The sequence below is a fragment of the Bacteroides sp. 3_2_5 genome (genome assembly GCF_000159855.2).
Classification (GTDB): Bacteria; Bacteroidota; Bacteroidia; order Bacteroidales; family Bacteroidaceae; genus Bacteroides; species Bacteroides fragilis.
Genome location: NZ_JH636044.1, coordinates 674,190 through 690,945 on the forward strand (window position 1 = coordinate 674,190; position 16,756 = coordinate 690,945).

Genomic DNA, 16,756 nt, shown 5'->3' on the forward strand with positions numbered 1-16,756 from the left:
CAAATGTTTTTGTATATTTGTAGCATTATTAAGTACTTAAGGATATGAAACAAAATTACGCAAAGATTATTTCAGGATTCATTCTGGCGGGGTTGCTGACATTTAGTTCTTGTCAGTCGACGCATGAGATGGCAAAAACCGATTACCAGATTGCCAAAGTAGAGGGAAGGATGATTGACATTGACGCCAAATGGGACACCCATCCCGATGCAGATGCCGTGGCAATATTAAAGCCTTATAAAGAAAAAATAGATAATATGATGTATGAGGTGATTGGCAGCAGCGAGCAGAAGATGGACAAAGGACATCCCGAGAGCTTGCTTTCCAATCTTGTAGCGGAAGTATTGCGTCAGGCTGCAACCAAGGTGCAGGACAAGCCGGCAGACATGGGACTGGTGAATATGGGAGGATTGCGTAATATTTTGCCTGCCGGAGATATTACGGTGGGAACGGTATATGAGATATTGCCATTCGAAAATTCGCTTTGTGTAATGAAGATGAAAGGAACACACCTGAAAGCATTGCTCACAAGCATTGCATCGTTGAAAGGAGAAGGGGTGAGCGGTATCCGGATGGAAATTACCAAGGATGGAAAATTACTGAATGCTACGGTGGGCGGCCAGCCGATCGATGACAATAAGCTGTATACCGTGGCGACAATCGATTATCTGGCTGACGGTAATGGAAGTATGGAGGCTTTCTTGCAGGCTGATGATCGTGTGTGTCCCGAGGGAGCCACGTTACGCGGGCTTTTTCTTGATTACGTGAGACAGCAGACTGCTGCCGGAAAGAAGATCACTTCGGCACTGGATGGCAGAATCACTGTGAAATAAAAACGTTATAGATTATAAAACGATAAAATCCAGTAAATTATGATATTCCCAATCAATAAAAAACATACGTTCTTTTCCAAGGAAAAGACACTTCTAACTTTCTTTTTTATTCTCTTTATTTCTTTTTCTGCATTTGGGCAGCAGGATAAAAAGCTGATTCTTCTGCAGACCAGTGATGTGCATAGCCGTCTGGAACCTATCAATCAGGAAGGTGACCGGAATTATGATAAAGGCGGATTCGTACGTCGTGCCACATTTGTGAAGGAGTTCCGCAAAGAGCATCCTGATATGTTATTGTTCGATTGCGGAGATATTTCGCAGGGGACACCTTATTATAATATGTTCCAGGGTGAAGTCGAAGTGAAGATGATGAACGAAATGAAGTATGATGCCATGACTATCGGTAATCACGAATTTGATTTTGATCTGGATAATATGGCCCGTTTATTCCGGATGGCTGATTTTCCGGTGGTTTGCGCTAATTATGATGTAAGTGCTACGGTGCTTAAAGACTTGGTGAAACCGTATGTCGTCTTTGAAAGAGACGGTGTCAAGATCGGAGTTTTGGGATTGGGTTGCCAGCTTGAAGGCATGGTACAAGCCAATAAGTGTGTAGGAGTGGTTTACAATGATCCGGTAACTGTAGCGAACGAAGTGGCTGCTGTCCTGAAAGAAAAAGAGGGATGTGACGTAGTGGTTTGTCTTTCTCATTTGGGTGTGCAGTATGACGAGAATCAGTTGATCCCTAAAACACGTAATATCGATGTTGTTCTCGGAGGCCATTCGCATACATTCATGAAAGGCCCCAAGACTCTCCTCAATATGGATGGCAAGAATGTGTCGCTGATGCATACCGGTAAGAGTGGTATCTATGTAGGGCAGATGGACTTAACACTTGAAAAAAAGAAATAAGAGGACGTTGTAAAAATCTGTAGCGGATTCCTGAAATACCGTCTATGAAATACCTCCCAGACAAACTATGCTAAAACAACTACTAACAGTTGTGTTTCTGCTGAGTGCAGGCACTTTGTGGGCACAACAAGCTGCAGGACTTCTGCCTGTACAGGAAGATACACATTGCAAAGAATGGGTAGAGCAGACGCTCTCCCGTATGAAACTGAAAGATAAAGTCGGGCAATTATTTGTTTATACCCTGGCTCCACGAGCAGATAAAGATACTGAAAAGTTAGTGGGCAAACTGACCCGCAAGTTCAAAGTCGGGGCCTTTCTGTACTCTGAAGGAACAGTAGAAGATCAGGCAAACCTGACCAACTATGCGCAACGCCAGTCGAAAATTCCATTAATGATTACCTTTGATGGTGAGTGGGGACTCGCCATGCGATTGGAAAATACACCGGTGTTTCCACGTAATGCGGCATTGGGCTGTATCAGCGACAATACCTTGATTGAGGCTTATGGGCAGGAAGTGGCGCGTGAGCTTCGTGAGATAGGTGCGCACGTTAATTTTGCTCCGGATGCGGATGTTAATACCAATCCTGAAAATCCGGTCATCCATGTCCGTTCGTTTGGTGAAAATCCGAAAACTGTGGCTGAGAAAGTAATAGCTTATGGGCGTGGATTGGAGACCGGTGGCATTTTGTCTGTCTCCAAGCATTTCCCGGGACATGGTGACACGGATGTCGACTCACACCAGGCATTGCCTGCCGTTTATTATAATCGTGCACGGCTGGACAGTGTGGAACTGTATCCTTTTAAAGAAGCCATTCAGGCAGGATTGGGAGGTGTGATGGTGGGACACTTACAAGTGCCGGCCTTAGAACCTGACCGGATTACCCCTTCTTCATTGTCACATAGCATTGTGACGGATCTATTGAGAGGAGAGTTGGGATTCAATGGATTGGTATTTACCGATGCGCTCGCCATGAAAGGAGTAGCTGCCGAATCGGATGTAACAGTGAAGGCTCTGAAGGCCGGTAATGATATGGTGCTGGTACAGCAAAATGTAGAAAAAGCACAAGAGAGTGTGGTGCAAGCCATAAAAGACGGACGTCTCACGATGGAAGAAATAGATGCGAAATGCCGTAGAATTCTGGCGTATAAATATCGTTTGGGATTAAGCAGGCGACCGATGATTCCGGTAGACGGATTGAGTGACCGTATTCATACTCCTGAAGCGCAGGCTTTGGTAACCAAGCTGCGTACGTCGGCAGTGACTGTACTTGGGAATTATTTTCAGATCCTTCCTCTTACTGCAACAAAGGGTGAGATAGCCGTATTAACAGTGGGAGATGAAGGCAGCGATGCTTCTTTCATCGAGGGGTTACGTAGTGAATTACCATTAAAAACATTCCGGATGGATAAAAATACCGGGGAAGAAGAGCGGCGGAAGATAGTGAAAGAACTGGGAAACTATCGGAGGGTGGTTGTCTGTATAACGGTGCAGGATAAAGAAGCGGGTGAATATCGTTCGTTTTTTGCCGGGTTCAGGCCCCAAGCTCCTGTGGTCTACGCTTTCTTTACTTCCTATCGGGCACTGGCGTCGCTTGAAGAGGCTGCCGCCCGTTCGGCTGCTGTTGTCCTGGCACATTCCGGTGAGGAGGATTTGCAACGCTATGTAGCCGATGTGATATTGGGCAAAGCTTCGGCAACGGGACGTTTATCCATGCGTATCGGCAATACATTTGCAGCCGGTTCCGGTGTAGATGTGATATCCGGTAGCCCAGCGGGTATAGCACCCGAAGATTATGGTTTGAAATCATACAGACTCCACCGGATAGACTCGGTGGTAGCTGCCGGGCTGGCGGCGAAAGCCTTTCCCGGATGCCAGGTGTTGGTATTGCGGCATGGACAACCGGTATATGATAAATGTTTCGGCACTCACTCTGTAACAGACACTACTCCGGTACGGGCGACCGACCTTTTCGATCTCGCTTCATTGACTAAAACCAGTGCCACACTGCTGGCCGTGATGAAACTCTATGATCAGGGACGGATCGAGTTGACAGATGCTGTCTCTAAATACGTGCCTGCTTTGCGGGCTACGAACAAAAAGAATATCACAATCAGGGAACTGTTGTTACATGAATCCGGACTGGTGCCTTATATTCGTTTTTATCGTGATGCAATCGATGAATACTCGGTGACCGGCCCTTTTACACAAGGATTTGTAGACGAGTGGCACCATACCCGTATGGGAGAATATACTTATGCCTGTTCCGATTTCAAGTTTAAGAAAGGATTGGTTTCTGCAACAAAAACCTCCGGGCATACGTTGCAGATAGCCGATGGATTGTGGCTGGACAAGAAATTTAAAGCTGCGATGATGAAGAGTATTGCGCAGTCGGAACTCGACCGTAAACGTTTTGTATATAGTGATATCGGATTTATCCTGTTGCAACAGGTGGTGGAAGCCGTTACCGGCAAGACACTCGATGCTTATTTAGTTTCAGAGTTTTATCGGCCTATGGGATTGGAACATACATTGTTCCAACCTTTAAACCGTTATAAGAAAGCGGATATTATGCCGACTGCTGCCAATGATTACTTACGTCGGCAGGATCTTTGCGGATATGTGCATGATGAAGCTGCCGCCTTTATGGGAGGCGTAAGTGGCAATGCCGGATTGTTTTCAACGGCCCAAGAGTTGGGAAAAATCTATCAGATGATTCTGAATGAGGGTGAACTGGATGGAAAACGCTATCTTCGGCCGGAAACCTGTCGTATATTTACTACGGAGAAATCAGCTGTCAGTCATCGTGGACTGGGGTATGACAAACCTAATCTGAAGGATCCGAAGGCAAATGCCTGTGCATCTTCGGCTCCGGCTTCTGTTTATGGGCATACCGGCTTTACGGGTACTTGTGCTTGGGTTGATCCGGAGAACGACCTGGTCTATATCTTCCTGAGTAATCGTCTTTGTCCCGATGCCTGGAATGGAAAGCTGAACAGCATGAAGATACGACAAGCAATCCAGGAAGTGATTTATCAGTCGTTATATACACCGGAATAGTGGAAGTGAATGGCTTTTTACAATATAAAATGAAAAGAAGATATTTATTGGCTGGTTTAGTTGTATCAGCGCTTTTGGGAGTAGGAGCGAAAGTTCCTGCTTCTATGGATGCCCCTGTCCGTGAGGTTTTTCATACTCCTCCCGGTATGTCTGCTCCTATAGAACCTTTGTTGCTTTATCAGGCTTCCCAGGACGAAAAGTGCCGTCACTGGGTAGATTCTGTCTACAATCGGATGAATCTGAGAGAGAAGGTGGGGCAATTGTTTATTTACACCATTGCGCCCGTGCAGACCAAGCGTAATATGCAGTTGTTGCGTGACGCGGTTCATACTTATAAAGTCGGTGGATTACTTTTTTCCGGCGGAAAGATACAGAATCAGGCTACATTGACCAACGAAGCGCAACGGATGGCCCGCTGTCCGCTGCTGATTACCTTTGATGGTGAATGGGGGCTTTCCATGCGTTTGCGTGGTACTCCTGTCTTTCCGAGAAACATGGTATTAGGATGTATCCAGGACAACCGTTTGATTTATGAATATGGGCGGGAGATGGCCCGACAGTGTCGTGAGATGGGAGTGCAAGTCAATTTTGCTCCGGTGGCAGATGTGAATATCAATCCGGACAATCCGGTCATCAATATCCGTTCGTTTGGTGAAGATCCGGTGAAAGTGGCCGATAAGGTGATTGCTTACGCTTCGGGGCTGGAGAGTGGTAAAGTCCTTTCTGTCTGCAAGCATTTTCCGGGACATGGTGATACGGACGTGGATTCTCATAAGGCACTGCCTGTGTTACCATTTACGCGCGAGCGCCTGGACAGTGTTGAACTGTATCCTTTTAAAGAAGCTATTCGTGCCGGGGTCAGTGGTATGATGGTAGGACACTTGCAGGTACCTGTCATCGAGCCTATAGGTGATTTGCCTTCATCCTTATCCCGTAATGTGGTTTATGGACTTCTGACCGAGGAATTGGCATTTAAGGGACTTATCTTTACCGATGCCCTTGCTATGAAGGGAGTTGCCGGCAATAAGAGCGTATGTTTGCAAGCTTTGCAAGCCGGGAATGATATGGTGCTGGCTCCCCGCAGGCTGAAAGAAGAAATGGACGCTGTATTGGAAGCGGTGGAAAAAGGAGAACTTCCGGAAGAAGAAATTAATGCAAAATGTCGGAAAGTACTCACTTACAAATATATTTTGGGGCTGGAACGTAAACCGTTTGTGAAACTATCGGGATTGGGAACCCGTATTAATACACCTCAGACACGTGATTTGATTAGCAGGCTGAATCTGGCTGCAATTACTGTGCTGAATAATAAAAATGATGTATTGCCTTTGCATCCCGATCTGAAAGAGGCGGCCATACTGAATGTAGGCAAACCGGAAGAGATTGAGCCTTTTGACCGCAAAATGAAAAAGTATACTTCATTTGCCCGTTTTCAATTGCGTAAAGATCTGCCGGAAGCCGAGCAACAAAAGTTGCGTGACTCTCTTGCCGCCTACCGGCGTGTTATCGTTACTGTGACAGAGCAGCGCCTTGCTCCCTATCAGTCGTTTTTCGCCAAGTTTGCTCCGGAATCTCCTGTAATATATGTATTCTATACGCCGGCTAAGTCGATGTTACAGATACAGCGGGCTGTATCGGCTGCTGAGGCTGTGGTATTGGCTCATGCCTCTCGTGACGACGTTCAGGAACGTGTGGCTGATTTACTTTTCGGTAAAGCAACGGCAGATGGAAGACTGTCGGCCAGTATTGGCGGATTGTTTCCTACCGGTTCGGGTGTTACGATTACTCCGCATACTCCTTTCCACTTTGTACCCGAAGAATATGGAATGAAATCGGAAGTGCTCCGCCGTATCGACACGATTGCTTTGGAGGGAATCAAGGAGGGAGCTTATCCCGGTTGTCAGGTTCTGGTGATGAAGGATGGCAAAGCTTTGTATGACCGGTGCTTCGGATACCATACAGATGCAAATAGCGAGAAAGTGAAGCCGACGGATATTTATGATTTGGCTTCTCTGTCTAAAACAACAGGAACGTTGTTGGCCATAATGAAGCTTTATGATAAAGGTCGTTTCAATCTGACCGATAAAGTTTCAGATTATCTGCCTTTCCTGCGCAAGACGAATAAAGAGAACCTGACCATTCGTGAATTGCTCATGCATCAGTCTGGCTTACCTTCCGGTCTGCTTTTCTATCAGGAGGCCATTGACGGGAAAAGCTATAAAGGTTCGCTGTTCAAGCAGTCGAAAGATGCCTTACATACGGTACGGTTGGGTGTCCGTACCTGGGGAAATCCAAGATTCCGGTTTAATAAGGGGATGGCGTCTAAAGAGAAGAACGGTGATTATACTCTTCAGGTTTGTGACAGTTTATGGTTGAACCGGTCGTTCCGTGAAGAGATACGGAAGAAAATAGCCGAAGCACCGTTAAAAGACAAGAGTTATCGTTATAGTGATGTCGGGTTTATCTTGTTGCAGATGCTTGCAGAAGAGCTTAGCGGAAAACCGATGGATGAATATTTATGGCAAGAGTTCTATCAGCCGATGGGATTGGAACATACTGCCTATCTGCCGTTGCGTTACTTCGATAAAAAAGAGGTAGTACCTTCTGCAGTAGACCGTTTCCTGCGTAAGACTACTTTGCAGGGATTTGTCCATGATGAGTCGGCTGCTTTCCAGGGGGGAATTTCGGGTAATGCGGGGCTTTTCTCTAATGCTCGTGAAGTCGGACGTATTTATCAGATGTTGCTCAATGGCGGTGAGTTGGATGGAAGACGTTATCTCAGCAAGGAAACTTGTGCTCTATTCACTACCGAAAAGTCTAAAATCAGCCGTCGCGGTTTAGGTTTTGATAAGCCGGATGTGGTGAATGAAAGTAAAAGTCCGTGCGCTGCTTCTGTTCCGGTTACTGTTTTTGGGCATACCGGATTTACAGGAACTTGTGCCTGGGTAGATCCTGACAATGGCTTGATTTATGTATTTCTTAGTAATCGTACCTATCCCGATGCTTGGGTGAACAAATTATCTAAACTTGAGATTAGGGAAAAAATTCAAGAAACGATTTACGAAGCGATGAAAGAAAAGTAATCATTACATATATAGGTCTATTATACATCAATTCCTGATAGAGCGTTGCTCCGTCAGGAATTTGTGTATAACGTCCTATGGTTCATGATGTTTGATATGCTGATATTTCTATTTAGTACTATTGATCCACCGGGATATTCAGGTTATAAATATGGGTTTCACTTTCTAAATGTAAAGAAATAAGTTTGAGAATAGTCAGGGATAGAGAAAAGTATTAAAATTAATAGTAAAATGAGTGCTCTACTCTAAGTTCTATCAGAACTTTCCGAAAGGAGTTAGGGGAAATTGGAGAGCATTTTCTCATAAGTATTAATATTTAATTGGTTTTTAGATAGTGGGATAGGACTAATTGAGAAGACTTCTATATGTGTCTGTTTACCCTCTTGATCCTACTTTTCTACCTGTATTAGATTTAACTTTCGAAGACAAAGTTAACTGTATTTTTTATAAATACAATAAACAATACTAAAAAATAATATAAAATAATTCTTTTATTGATTTGTTTTTCCGCCTAATATAAATGATAAAGTAATATAAAAAGAAAAGTAATCCTTTCATGTCATTTTAAGTTCTGATAGGACTTGGCATTTCTGCCGGCCTGCTCTCTCCGAACTATGTGTTCGCTACGTCTTTAGAGACTTATGAGAACCAGTCTGTAGCTGCTGTTCAGCAAGCAAGGAAGATTACCGGTACACTGACCGATGCTGTCGGTGAACCTATTATTGGTGCTACTGTTTTAGAAAAAGGAAACCCTTCCAATGGTACGATTACCGATATCAATGGTAAATTCTCTCTTTCGGTCCATCCTAATGCTGTGATCAGTATTTCGTATATAGGATACATAACACAAAATATTAAGATAACTAATCAAACCTCACTGAAAGTGGTTATGATGGATGATACCCAGGCGCTGGAAGAAGTAGTGGTAGTAGGTTATGGTTCGCAGAAGAAAGCGAATCTGACCGGAGCCGTATCTTCTGTGAAAATGGATGAGGTACTGGGTGACCGTCCTATCTTGAATGCATCTGATGCTCTTCAGGGAGCCGTGCCGGGACTGTTTGTATCTAATGGAGGTAATGCTCCCGGAACCAGCAAGTCGTTCCAGATTCGTGGAGCCTATTCGGTGGGTGTCAAGAACTCGGACGGTTCATACGGAAACACCATTAAGCCACTCGTATTGATTGATAATGTGGAAGGTGACCTCGATATGGTAAACCCCGAAGATATCGAGTCAATCAGTGTACTGAAGGATGCAGCTTCCGCAGCTATCTATGGTGCACGTGCAGCCGGTGGTGTAATTGTCGTTACGACTAAACGCCCTAAAGGTGCTGCTAAGTTCTCATTGAATTACAACAATAACTTTGCTTTCGGAACAGCTGTCAATCTGCCTAAACAGGCTCCGCTGATGGACTATCTGCAAGCTTATCTGGATTGTGGATATTCAGATGCCTATTGGTCGCTCGGTTCGCCAAGTGTCAGCAAATGGATGGAATATCTGAGTGAATACCAGAAGAACCCTTCTGCTTTCAATACGGTGGGAGACGGTATTTATATGGATGAATCCGGTGTACCATACTATTTGAATGAAAAAGATCTTTATAAGAACTTTATGGAGACCAGTTTCCAGATGACTCATAATATTTCCGCTTCAGGAGGTACGGACAAACTGCGTTATCGTATTTCGGGTGGATATACTTCGAATGACGGTGTATTGGTGTCCGATCGTGATAAGTTTGAACGTATGAATATCAATACCTTTATTTCGGCAGATGTAACTAACTGGTTCACTCAGGAAGTGACTATGAGCTATGCGCATAGTCTACAGACTTCACCCGGTGGAATGGGAGGTGTGTATAATACCCGTTTGGTTTCATATTATCCGGAAGGAGATCTGCCGGCATCAGTCAATACGTTGGCAAACGAGGATCTTCCTTTGTTCACTCCACGCAACCAGATCTTGTTGTCGAATCCGGTAAACAATAATAATGACAATCCGCGTATCTTCCTGAAATCTATATTGAAACCACTAAAGGGACTGGAAGCTGTATTTGAATATACATTTGATAAAAACATCTATGATTACCACTGGTATACAGGACAGTATGACTATACTACCATTCAGGGAGGAAGTTCAAAATCATTTGTAGACGATTATCTGAGAAAGTACAAACAGCATACGAATTATAACGCTATCAACGTTTACGCTACATATAGTAAGAAATTCGGTGACCATAATTTCAAAGTAATGGCAGGATTCAACCAGGAGTCGAGCTATCAGGAAACATTGGATGCTTATTCTTACAATCAGGCGGTGATAGACGTACCGGCCATGGGATCGGGAACCGGCACCATCAAGGCTACCGACTCATACAGTGAATATGCCGTACGTGGTGGATTCTTTAGAGTCAACTATAATTATCAGGACAAATATTTGCTGGAAGTGAACGGACGTTATGACGGTTCTTCTAAATTCCCGAAGAGCTCTCGTTTCGGTTTCTTCCCTTCTGTATCAGCCGGTTGGCAGATCGCTCAGGAGAAGTTTATGGAGTCTACCCGTAACTGGTTGGACGGATTGAAGATTCGCGCATCATATGGTGTGATCGGTAACCAGAATGTGAATCCGTATACTTTCACTCCGACAATGAGTGTCAGCAATAAATCTACTTCCTGGATTATCGACAATACGTATGTCACCTCTATCAGCTCGTTGCCGGCTTTGGTAAGCCAGAACTTTACATGGGAGAAAGTAGGTACGGTCAATGTCGGACTTGATATTAACTTATTCAACAATCGCCTGAATGGTGTATTTGAATGGTATCAGCGTAACACTAACGGCATGCTTGCTCCGGGTGTGCAGCTACCGGCTGTCGTAGGTGCAAGTGCTCCTTATCAGAATACTGCCGATATGCGTACACGGGGCTGGGAGTTGAGCTTGAACTGGCGTGACCAGATCGGTAAGGTGGGATATCGTTTGGGATTCAACTTGTCGGATTATAAATCGAAAATTACCAAATACGATGATAATGCAACCACCAAGTTGCTGAGCAGTTTCTATCCCGGACAGGTGATGGGAGAGATATGGGGATATATAGCCGATGGTTATTATTCTGTGGACGATTTCGAAGATACATCATCCTGGAAACTGAAAGAGGGAATAACCTCGATCAATGGTTATAACGTACGTCCGGGTGATGTGAAATTCAAAAACCTCCGTGATGATGAAAGTTCTACTAATGTAATTACCAGTGGTGACAATACATTCGACAATCCGGGTGACCGTAAAGTGATCGGTAATACGACTCCGCGTTATCAGTATGGTATCAATCTGGGAGCTAACTATGCCGGTTTCGACCTCAATGTTATCCTTCAGGGAACAGGAAAGCGTGATTACTGGATTTCGAATGTCTTGACTTTCCCGATGAATGGTGATAACTTCATTCCGTTGTTTGACGGTTTGAGTGATTACTGGATGCCTAAAGATCCTGACAACGGTGACTGGACGGCAGTCAATCCGAATGCGAAGTATCCCCGTCTGTATGGTAACCGAGGTAATTCCGGTTCAAACCTCCGTCAGAGCGACAAATACTTGTCTGATGCTTCTTATCTCCGTATTAAGAACATCACTTTGTCTTACAATTTACCAAAGAAGTGGTTGTCTCAGATCTTCCTTTCACAAATGAAGGCGTTTGTCAGTGTTGAAAACGTAGCTACTTTCACCTCTTTGCCTTCGGGTATCGACCCGGAGAGAATAGAATGGAACTATCCGGCATTCCGTACAGTTTCGTTCGGTATAAATATCACATTATAAACTCTAATCTGATACATGAATATGAAAAAGATATTATTGTTTTTAACCCTCTTTACAGGGATGATACTGGCGGGATGCAACGATAGCTTCCTTGAGAAATATCCTGTAACCAGCCTGACGGAAGAAAATGCATTCAAGTCGTATGACAATTTTAAGGCCTTTATGTGGCCATGTTATGAAATGTTCTCTAATACGAATATCGCCACTTCTACAACGGCAATCGGGCGTAACTCTCACTATATGGGTGATGTGTATGCCGGATACCTGAATCAGCGTGGAGCCAGCAGTCAGAATAAATATGCGTTTCAGACAGTGACCAATGCTACGTCGGGTAATGGATGGAACTTCTCTACATTCATTCGCCGTATCAACCTGATGCTTTCGCATGTGGATGATTCTGATATGACAGAAGCTGAAAAGAATCACTGGAAAGCTGTTGGATATTTCTTCCACTCATTTTGGTATATGGAGTTGATAGACCGTTTCGGTGATGTGCCTTGGATCGATAAACCACTGGACGAAACCTCTGAAGAAGCTTACGGAACGCGGATGCCTCGTCTGGAAGTGGCTGATAAAGTCCTGGAGCGCTTGCAATGGGCCGAACAAAATATCGGTGATGCGTCCGTTTACGAGAAAAAGGACGGTTCGAATACTATCAACCGTGATTGTGTACGTGCGGCTCTTTCACGTTTCACACTTCGCGAAGCAACTTGGCGCAAATATCATGAATTGGGTAGTTATGACAAATACTTCGATGAATGTATCCGTGTATCGAAGCTGTTGATGGCGGATTATCCTACATTATATTATGGTACCGACGGACAGCCGGCAGCCGGATATGGTGAAATGTGGACAACAGAGGATCTGAGTAAGGTACAGGGAGTCATTCTGTATCAGCAGTGGCTGGAAACCATTAAACCCGGACATTCGTGCTATTATGAACACACCTCTTCACATGATATAGAAATGCATCAGGGAACGGTAGACTTGTATTTGTGTAAGGATGGCAAGACTATTTCCCATTCAGACCAATATCAGGGAGATAAGGATATTTATGCTACTTTCCGCAATCGTGACCCGCGTATGTATCACACCATCATGCCGCCTTATAAGGTAAAAGATGGTAAGGGGGATTATTCTACATGGTCTTATACCAGTGATCCTGCTGATCGCGAATATATCGATATCATGGGAGCTAACGAGTCGTGCAGTAATCCGGGTATTGGCATGAAGCGCTTGCCGGGACAAAACTGGAGTGCTTCATTGGTACGTCGTGTTCCTAACCTGCAAGGGGGCGCACAATACACAATTGAAGGAAAGAAATATGGACCGCATGCCTATGTGGCTTCCCGTTCGGGATATTATGTATGGAAGAACTGGGATAATTGGGAGGAAAACTATAATAATGCCCAGGTGAATACTGCCGACAAACCTGTCTTTAAAATTGAAGAGGTCTTGTTGAACTATGCAGAGGCTATGTTCGAAACGAATCAATTTACACAAACCATTGCCGACGAGACGATCAACAAGTTGCGTAAACGTGCCGGTGTAGCCGATATGGTAGTAGCCCAGATTGATGGTAACTTTGACCCGAAACGTGGAAAATATTATCCGAAAGGAAATGATAACGGCATACTCGTTGATCCGGTATTATGGGAAATCCGTCGTGAACGTATTATCGAATTGATGGGCGAAGGATTTGGTTTTTATGATGTACGTCGCTGGAGAATGGCTCCTTGGTTCGTCAATATGCAGCAGAAAGGTATGTGGATTTCAAAGACGGAACTCAGCTCACTGACGTTGCTCAACGAAATGACCGGAACTTCAGACGGGGCGAACGGATCGATGACCGAAGGGTATATCTATCTATTCAACGATCCGTTGAAGGAAGGAAAAGGCTGGCTGGAGAAATATTATCTCTATCAGGTTCCGTTAGAAGAAATAGCTCTTAATCCTAACTTGACACAAAACCCGGGATGGGAATAAAAGGATCTGTAGCCGTTCTTTTTAATTAAATTTTGAGAAGAAGGGAATGTGTCAAAGGCACCACAGATTACACGGATGAAATAGTAAAATATAGGTTATCCGCATGGATAGTCTGTTATAATCTGAGTGATCTGTGGTAAGGAGGCTTTTGAAACATTCTCTTCTTTTTGTTTTGAAAACTTTAAATGAACATTATGAATCAGAAATTATTACTCGGAAGTGCACTGCTCGTGGGAATGGCTTCTACACAGCAGGCGTTGGCCCGGCAGAAGAAAGCAAAGGAACAAACCCGTCCGAATGTCGTTTTCATATTGGCTGACGATTTGGGATACGGAGACTTAAGCTGTTATGGGCAGGAAAAGTTTGAGACTCCTAATATCGACCGGTTGGCACAGAACGGAATGCGTTTTACCCAATGTTATTCGGGAACAACGGTTAGTGCTCCCTCACGTTCGTGTCTGATAACCGGAACCCATAGCGGGCATACGGCTATCCGTGGAAATAAAGAGCTTGCTCCGGAAGGACAATTCCCATTGCCGGAAAACTCACAGACTATTTTCAATGATTTCCGTAATGCCGGTTATCGTACAGGTGCCTTTGGTAAATGGGGGCTTGGCTATATCGGTTCCGCGGGGGACCCTTACAAACAGGGAATCGATCAGTTTTACGGATATAATTGCCAGTTGCTGGCACACAGCTATTATCCCGATCATTTGTGGGACAACGATAAACGGGTAGATTTGCCGGACAATAATCTCAATGTGCAATATGGGAAGGGTACTTATTCGCAGGACCTGATTCACTCTAAAGCATTGGCTTTTCTGGATGAAGCCGCTAAGGAGAAAGATCAACCTTTCTTTATGTGGTATCCTACCATTATTCCGCATGCCGAACTGATAGTACCTGAAGATAGTATTATTAAGAAGTTTCGTGGGAAGTACCCCGAGAAGCCTTATCGTGGAGTGGAGCCTGGAAGTCCTGCTTTCCGTAAAGGAGGGTATTGTACTCAGTTCTATCCGCACGCTACATTTGCTGCAATGGTCTATCGGTTGGATGTATATGTAGGGCAGATTGTACAGAAGTTGAAAGATATGGGAGTATACGATAATACCATTATCATCTTTTCGAGTGATAATGGTCCTCATATGGAGGGTGGTGCCGATCCGGACTTTTTCAACAGTAATGGCATATGGCGCGGGTATAAACGTGACGTGTACGAAGGTGGTATCCGTGTACCCATGATCATATCGTGGCCCGGACACGTACAACCCAGTACGGAAACCGATTTCATGTGTTCATTCTGGGACTTAATGCCCACTTTCAGGGAAGTATTGAATCCGAAAGCGGATACCCGGAATATGGATGGTGTCAGTATACTTCCTCTGTTACAAAACCGTAAAGGACAGAAAGAACATGAATATCTTTATTTCGAATTTCTTGAGATGAATGGGCGTCAGGCAGTCCGCAAAGGTGACTGGAAGCTTGTTCACATGAATATACGGGGAAATAAGCCCTATTACGAATTATACAACCTGGCTTCTGATCCGTCGGAGAAGTACAATGTGCTGAATCAATATCCCGAGAAAGCGGATGAATTGAAAGCGATTATGAAAGAAGCCCATATAGAAGATTCCAATTGGCCTTTATTTAGATAAATAGTGATTGATAAAGTTGTCAAATGAAAGGCAAGCATACTATGTATTGCTTTTAAAAAGGAAGAGGCTGTCATGTGATATAACAGCCTCTTTTGTATATATAGTCAGGTACCTCTGCTCTTTTTAGAAGGCAAGACCTACCCTGAAGCCGAAGTTGTTCAGCTTGTCTACATTGTAAGTCAGCACATTGGCCTTGTTGGTAGCATAGCTGTAGTAAACGGCGATATGCAGACCCGGACCGTAAGCCCAAGGGTATACGTTAAGACCGATTTCCGGTGATACGTAGAATCCCCAAGTATTATCGCGGGTTTCGAACATATTGTAGTTAGAACGTACTTTCGCATAATTGGCACCCAGCTTGACACCGAAATAAGGTTGCCATGCTCCGCCACGATTCATTTGATAACGTGCAGCGGCACCAAAAGGTAACTGGAAGATGGTATGTTGCTGGTCAGTATTCACGGTTCCTTCGCCAACAGGGAAAGTTGCGCGTGGGAAGTATTCGTGGTTACTGCTGTAGTTCATAAAAAGTCCGAGTCCGAGATTAGGAGTTACAAAGTAACCGCCTTCGAAGTTCATACCCCATCCGCTGGCTTTATCGGCAAAGTGATTCTTCAGTGGTGCGTTGAACTGCCAGTCCACGTTAGCGTATCCATTATCTGATAACTGTGCCTTGGCCGGCATGGCAAAGGCCAGAGCAAGGGCCGCTATGGCCAGTACTCTAAGAGAAATATATTTCATTGTTTTCATAACGGTTCTTGATTAAATTATTTGTTAGTGAGATAGGGTGACTGTGCAAACGACTGATTGATTGCGCGAACAACCAGAGTTTGGTTCACTTTACCGGAATAGCTTGCAGGTCCGCTCAGGAAGCTGCTCCACAAAACGGGGAGTTTTTGTTTTTCACCCTCAGGAGCTTTCAGGTTCATAATCTCAGTAAGGAATGAGTTGGTTGTAATGCTATAGTTTACAACATACGGATAATACCAGCCGCCCCAATTACCCCAGTAAGGTGCATCCCAGTATCCGGGATAGTTCCACCACCACTCAGGTTGTCCGTAATCGGTGAAGTAATAAGTACTTTGAACGTAACTTACCTGTATACCCAGGTCGGCAGCATCTTTATTGTCTGTATATGTAAAACCTTTGCTATTCAGGTTTTCTTTGTACGCATTGATGATAGCTTCTGCTGCTTCACCTTTCCAGTATTCCGGATCTTTTTTATCTCCGATGACGAGAACGCTGTCAGGGATGTAGTACGTGCTGAATTGTTTGAAGTCAGCTTTCTTGTCGTAGTTGGTGTAAACCAAATAGTCATTGTCCAATTTGTCCATGTCAGGGTCTTTTTCGCAGGCTGCGAATGCAAAGACCGCCAATAAGATGGGAATTAATCTCTTCATATCTTTATAATGTTTAGGTTA

The 16,756-nt window shown here is 44.3% G+C and carries 9 protein-coding genes; 7 read left to right on the forward strand and 2 right to left on the reverse strand.

Annotated elements, in window-relative coordinates:
* Positions 1–44: 44 nt before the first annotated feature.
* From BSHG_RS14860 to BSHG_RS14830, 7 genes are all read left to right on the forward strand, one after another.
* Positions 45–833, forward strand: coding sequence for a 5'-nucleotidase C-terminal domain-containing protein (locus BSHG_RS14860; protein ID WP_005784454.1), 789 nt, complete (start codon positions 45–47; stop codon positions 831–833).
* 39 nt (positions 834–872) lie between these two features.
* The gene (locus tag BSHG_RS14855; protein WP_005801566.1) at positions 873–1,745 is read left to right on the forward strand and encodes a bifunctional metallophosphatase/5'-nucleotidase; all 873 of its coding nucleotides are present in this window, start codon (positions 873–875) and stop codon (positions 1,743–1,745) included.
* A gap of 67 nt (positions 1,746–1,812) precedes the next feature.
* On the forward strand, positions 1,813–4,803 hold the full coding sequence (locus BSHG_RS14850; protein WP_008658357.1) for a glycoside hydrolase family 3 N-terminal domain-containing protein: 2,991 nt from the start codon (positions 1,813–1,815) through the stop codon (positions 4,801–4,803).
* A 29-nt stretch (positions 4,804–4,832) separates the two neighbouring features.
* Complete coding sequence (locus BSHG_RS14845) at positions 4,833–7,886, forward strand: glycoside hydrolase family 3 N-terminal domain-containing protein (RefSeq protein WP_032497341.1); 3,054 nt, start codon at positions 4,833–4,835, stop codon at positions 7,884–7,886.
* Between the two features lie 616 nt (positions 7,887–8,502).
* On the forward strand, positions 8,503–11,694 hold the full coding sequence (locus tag BSHG_RS14840; RefSeq protein ID WP_005813489.1) for a SusC/RagA family TonB-linked outer membrane protein: 3,192 nt from the start codon (positions 8,503–8,505) through the stop codon (positions 11,692–11,694).
* A 15-nt stretch (positions 11,695–11,709) separates the two neighbouring features.
* On the forward strand, positions 11,710–13,680 hold the full coding sequence (locus tag BSHG_RS14835; RefSeq protein WP_005784466.1) for a RagB/SusD family nutrient uptake outer membrane protein: 1,971 nt from the start codon (positions 11,710–11,712) through the stop codon (positions 13,678–13,680).
* 194 nt (positions 13,681–13,874) lie between these two features.
* Complete coding sequence (locus BSHG_RS14830) at positions 13,875–15,335, forward strand: arylsulfatase (RefSeq protein WP_005784467.1); 1,461 nt, start codon at positions 13,875–13,877, stop codon at positions 15,333–15,335.
* A 123-nt stretch (positions 15,336–15,458) separates the two neighbouring features.
* Here BSHG_RS14830 and BSHG_RS14825 read toward each other — a convergent pair whose 3' ends face one another.
* Both BSHG_RS14825 and BSHG_RS0220170 read right to left on the reverse strand, forming a co-directional pair.
* Positions 15,459–16,085 carry a porin family protein gene (locus tag BSHG_RS14825; protein WP_005784469.1) on the reverse strand — a complete coding sequence of 209 codons (627 nt, stop codon included), beginning with the start codon at positions 16,083–16,085 and terminating at the stop codon, positions 15,459–15,461.
* Between the two features lie 17 nt (positions 16,086–16,102).
* A complete protein-coding gene (locus BSHG_RS0220170; RefSeq protein WP_005784472.1) occupies positions 16,103–16,735 on the reverse strand; it encodes a DUF4136 domain-containing protein in 633 nt (210 codons plus the stop codon).
* Between the last annotated feature and the right edge of the window lie 21 nt (positions 16,736–16,756).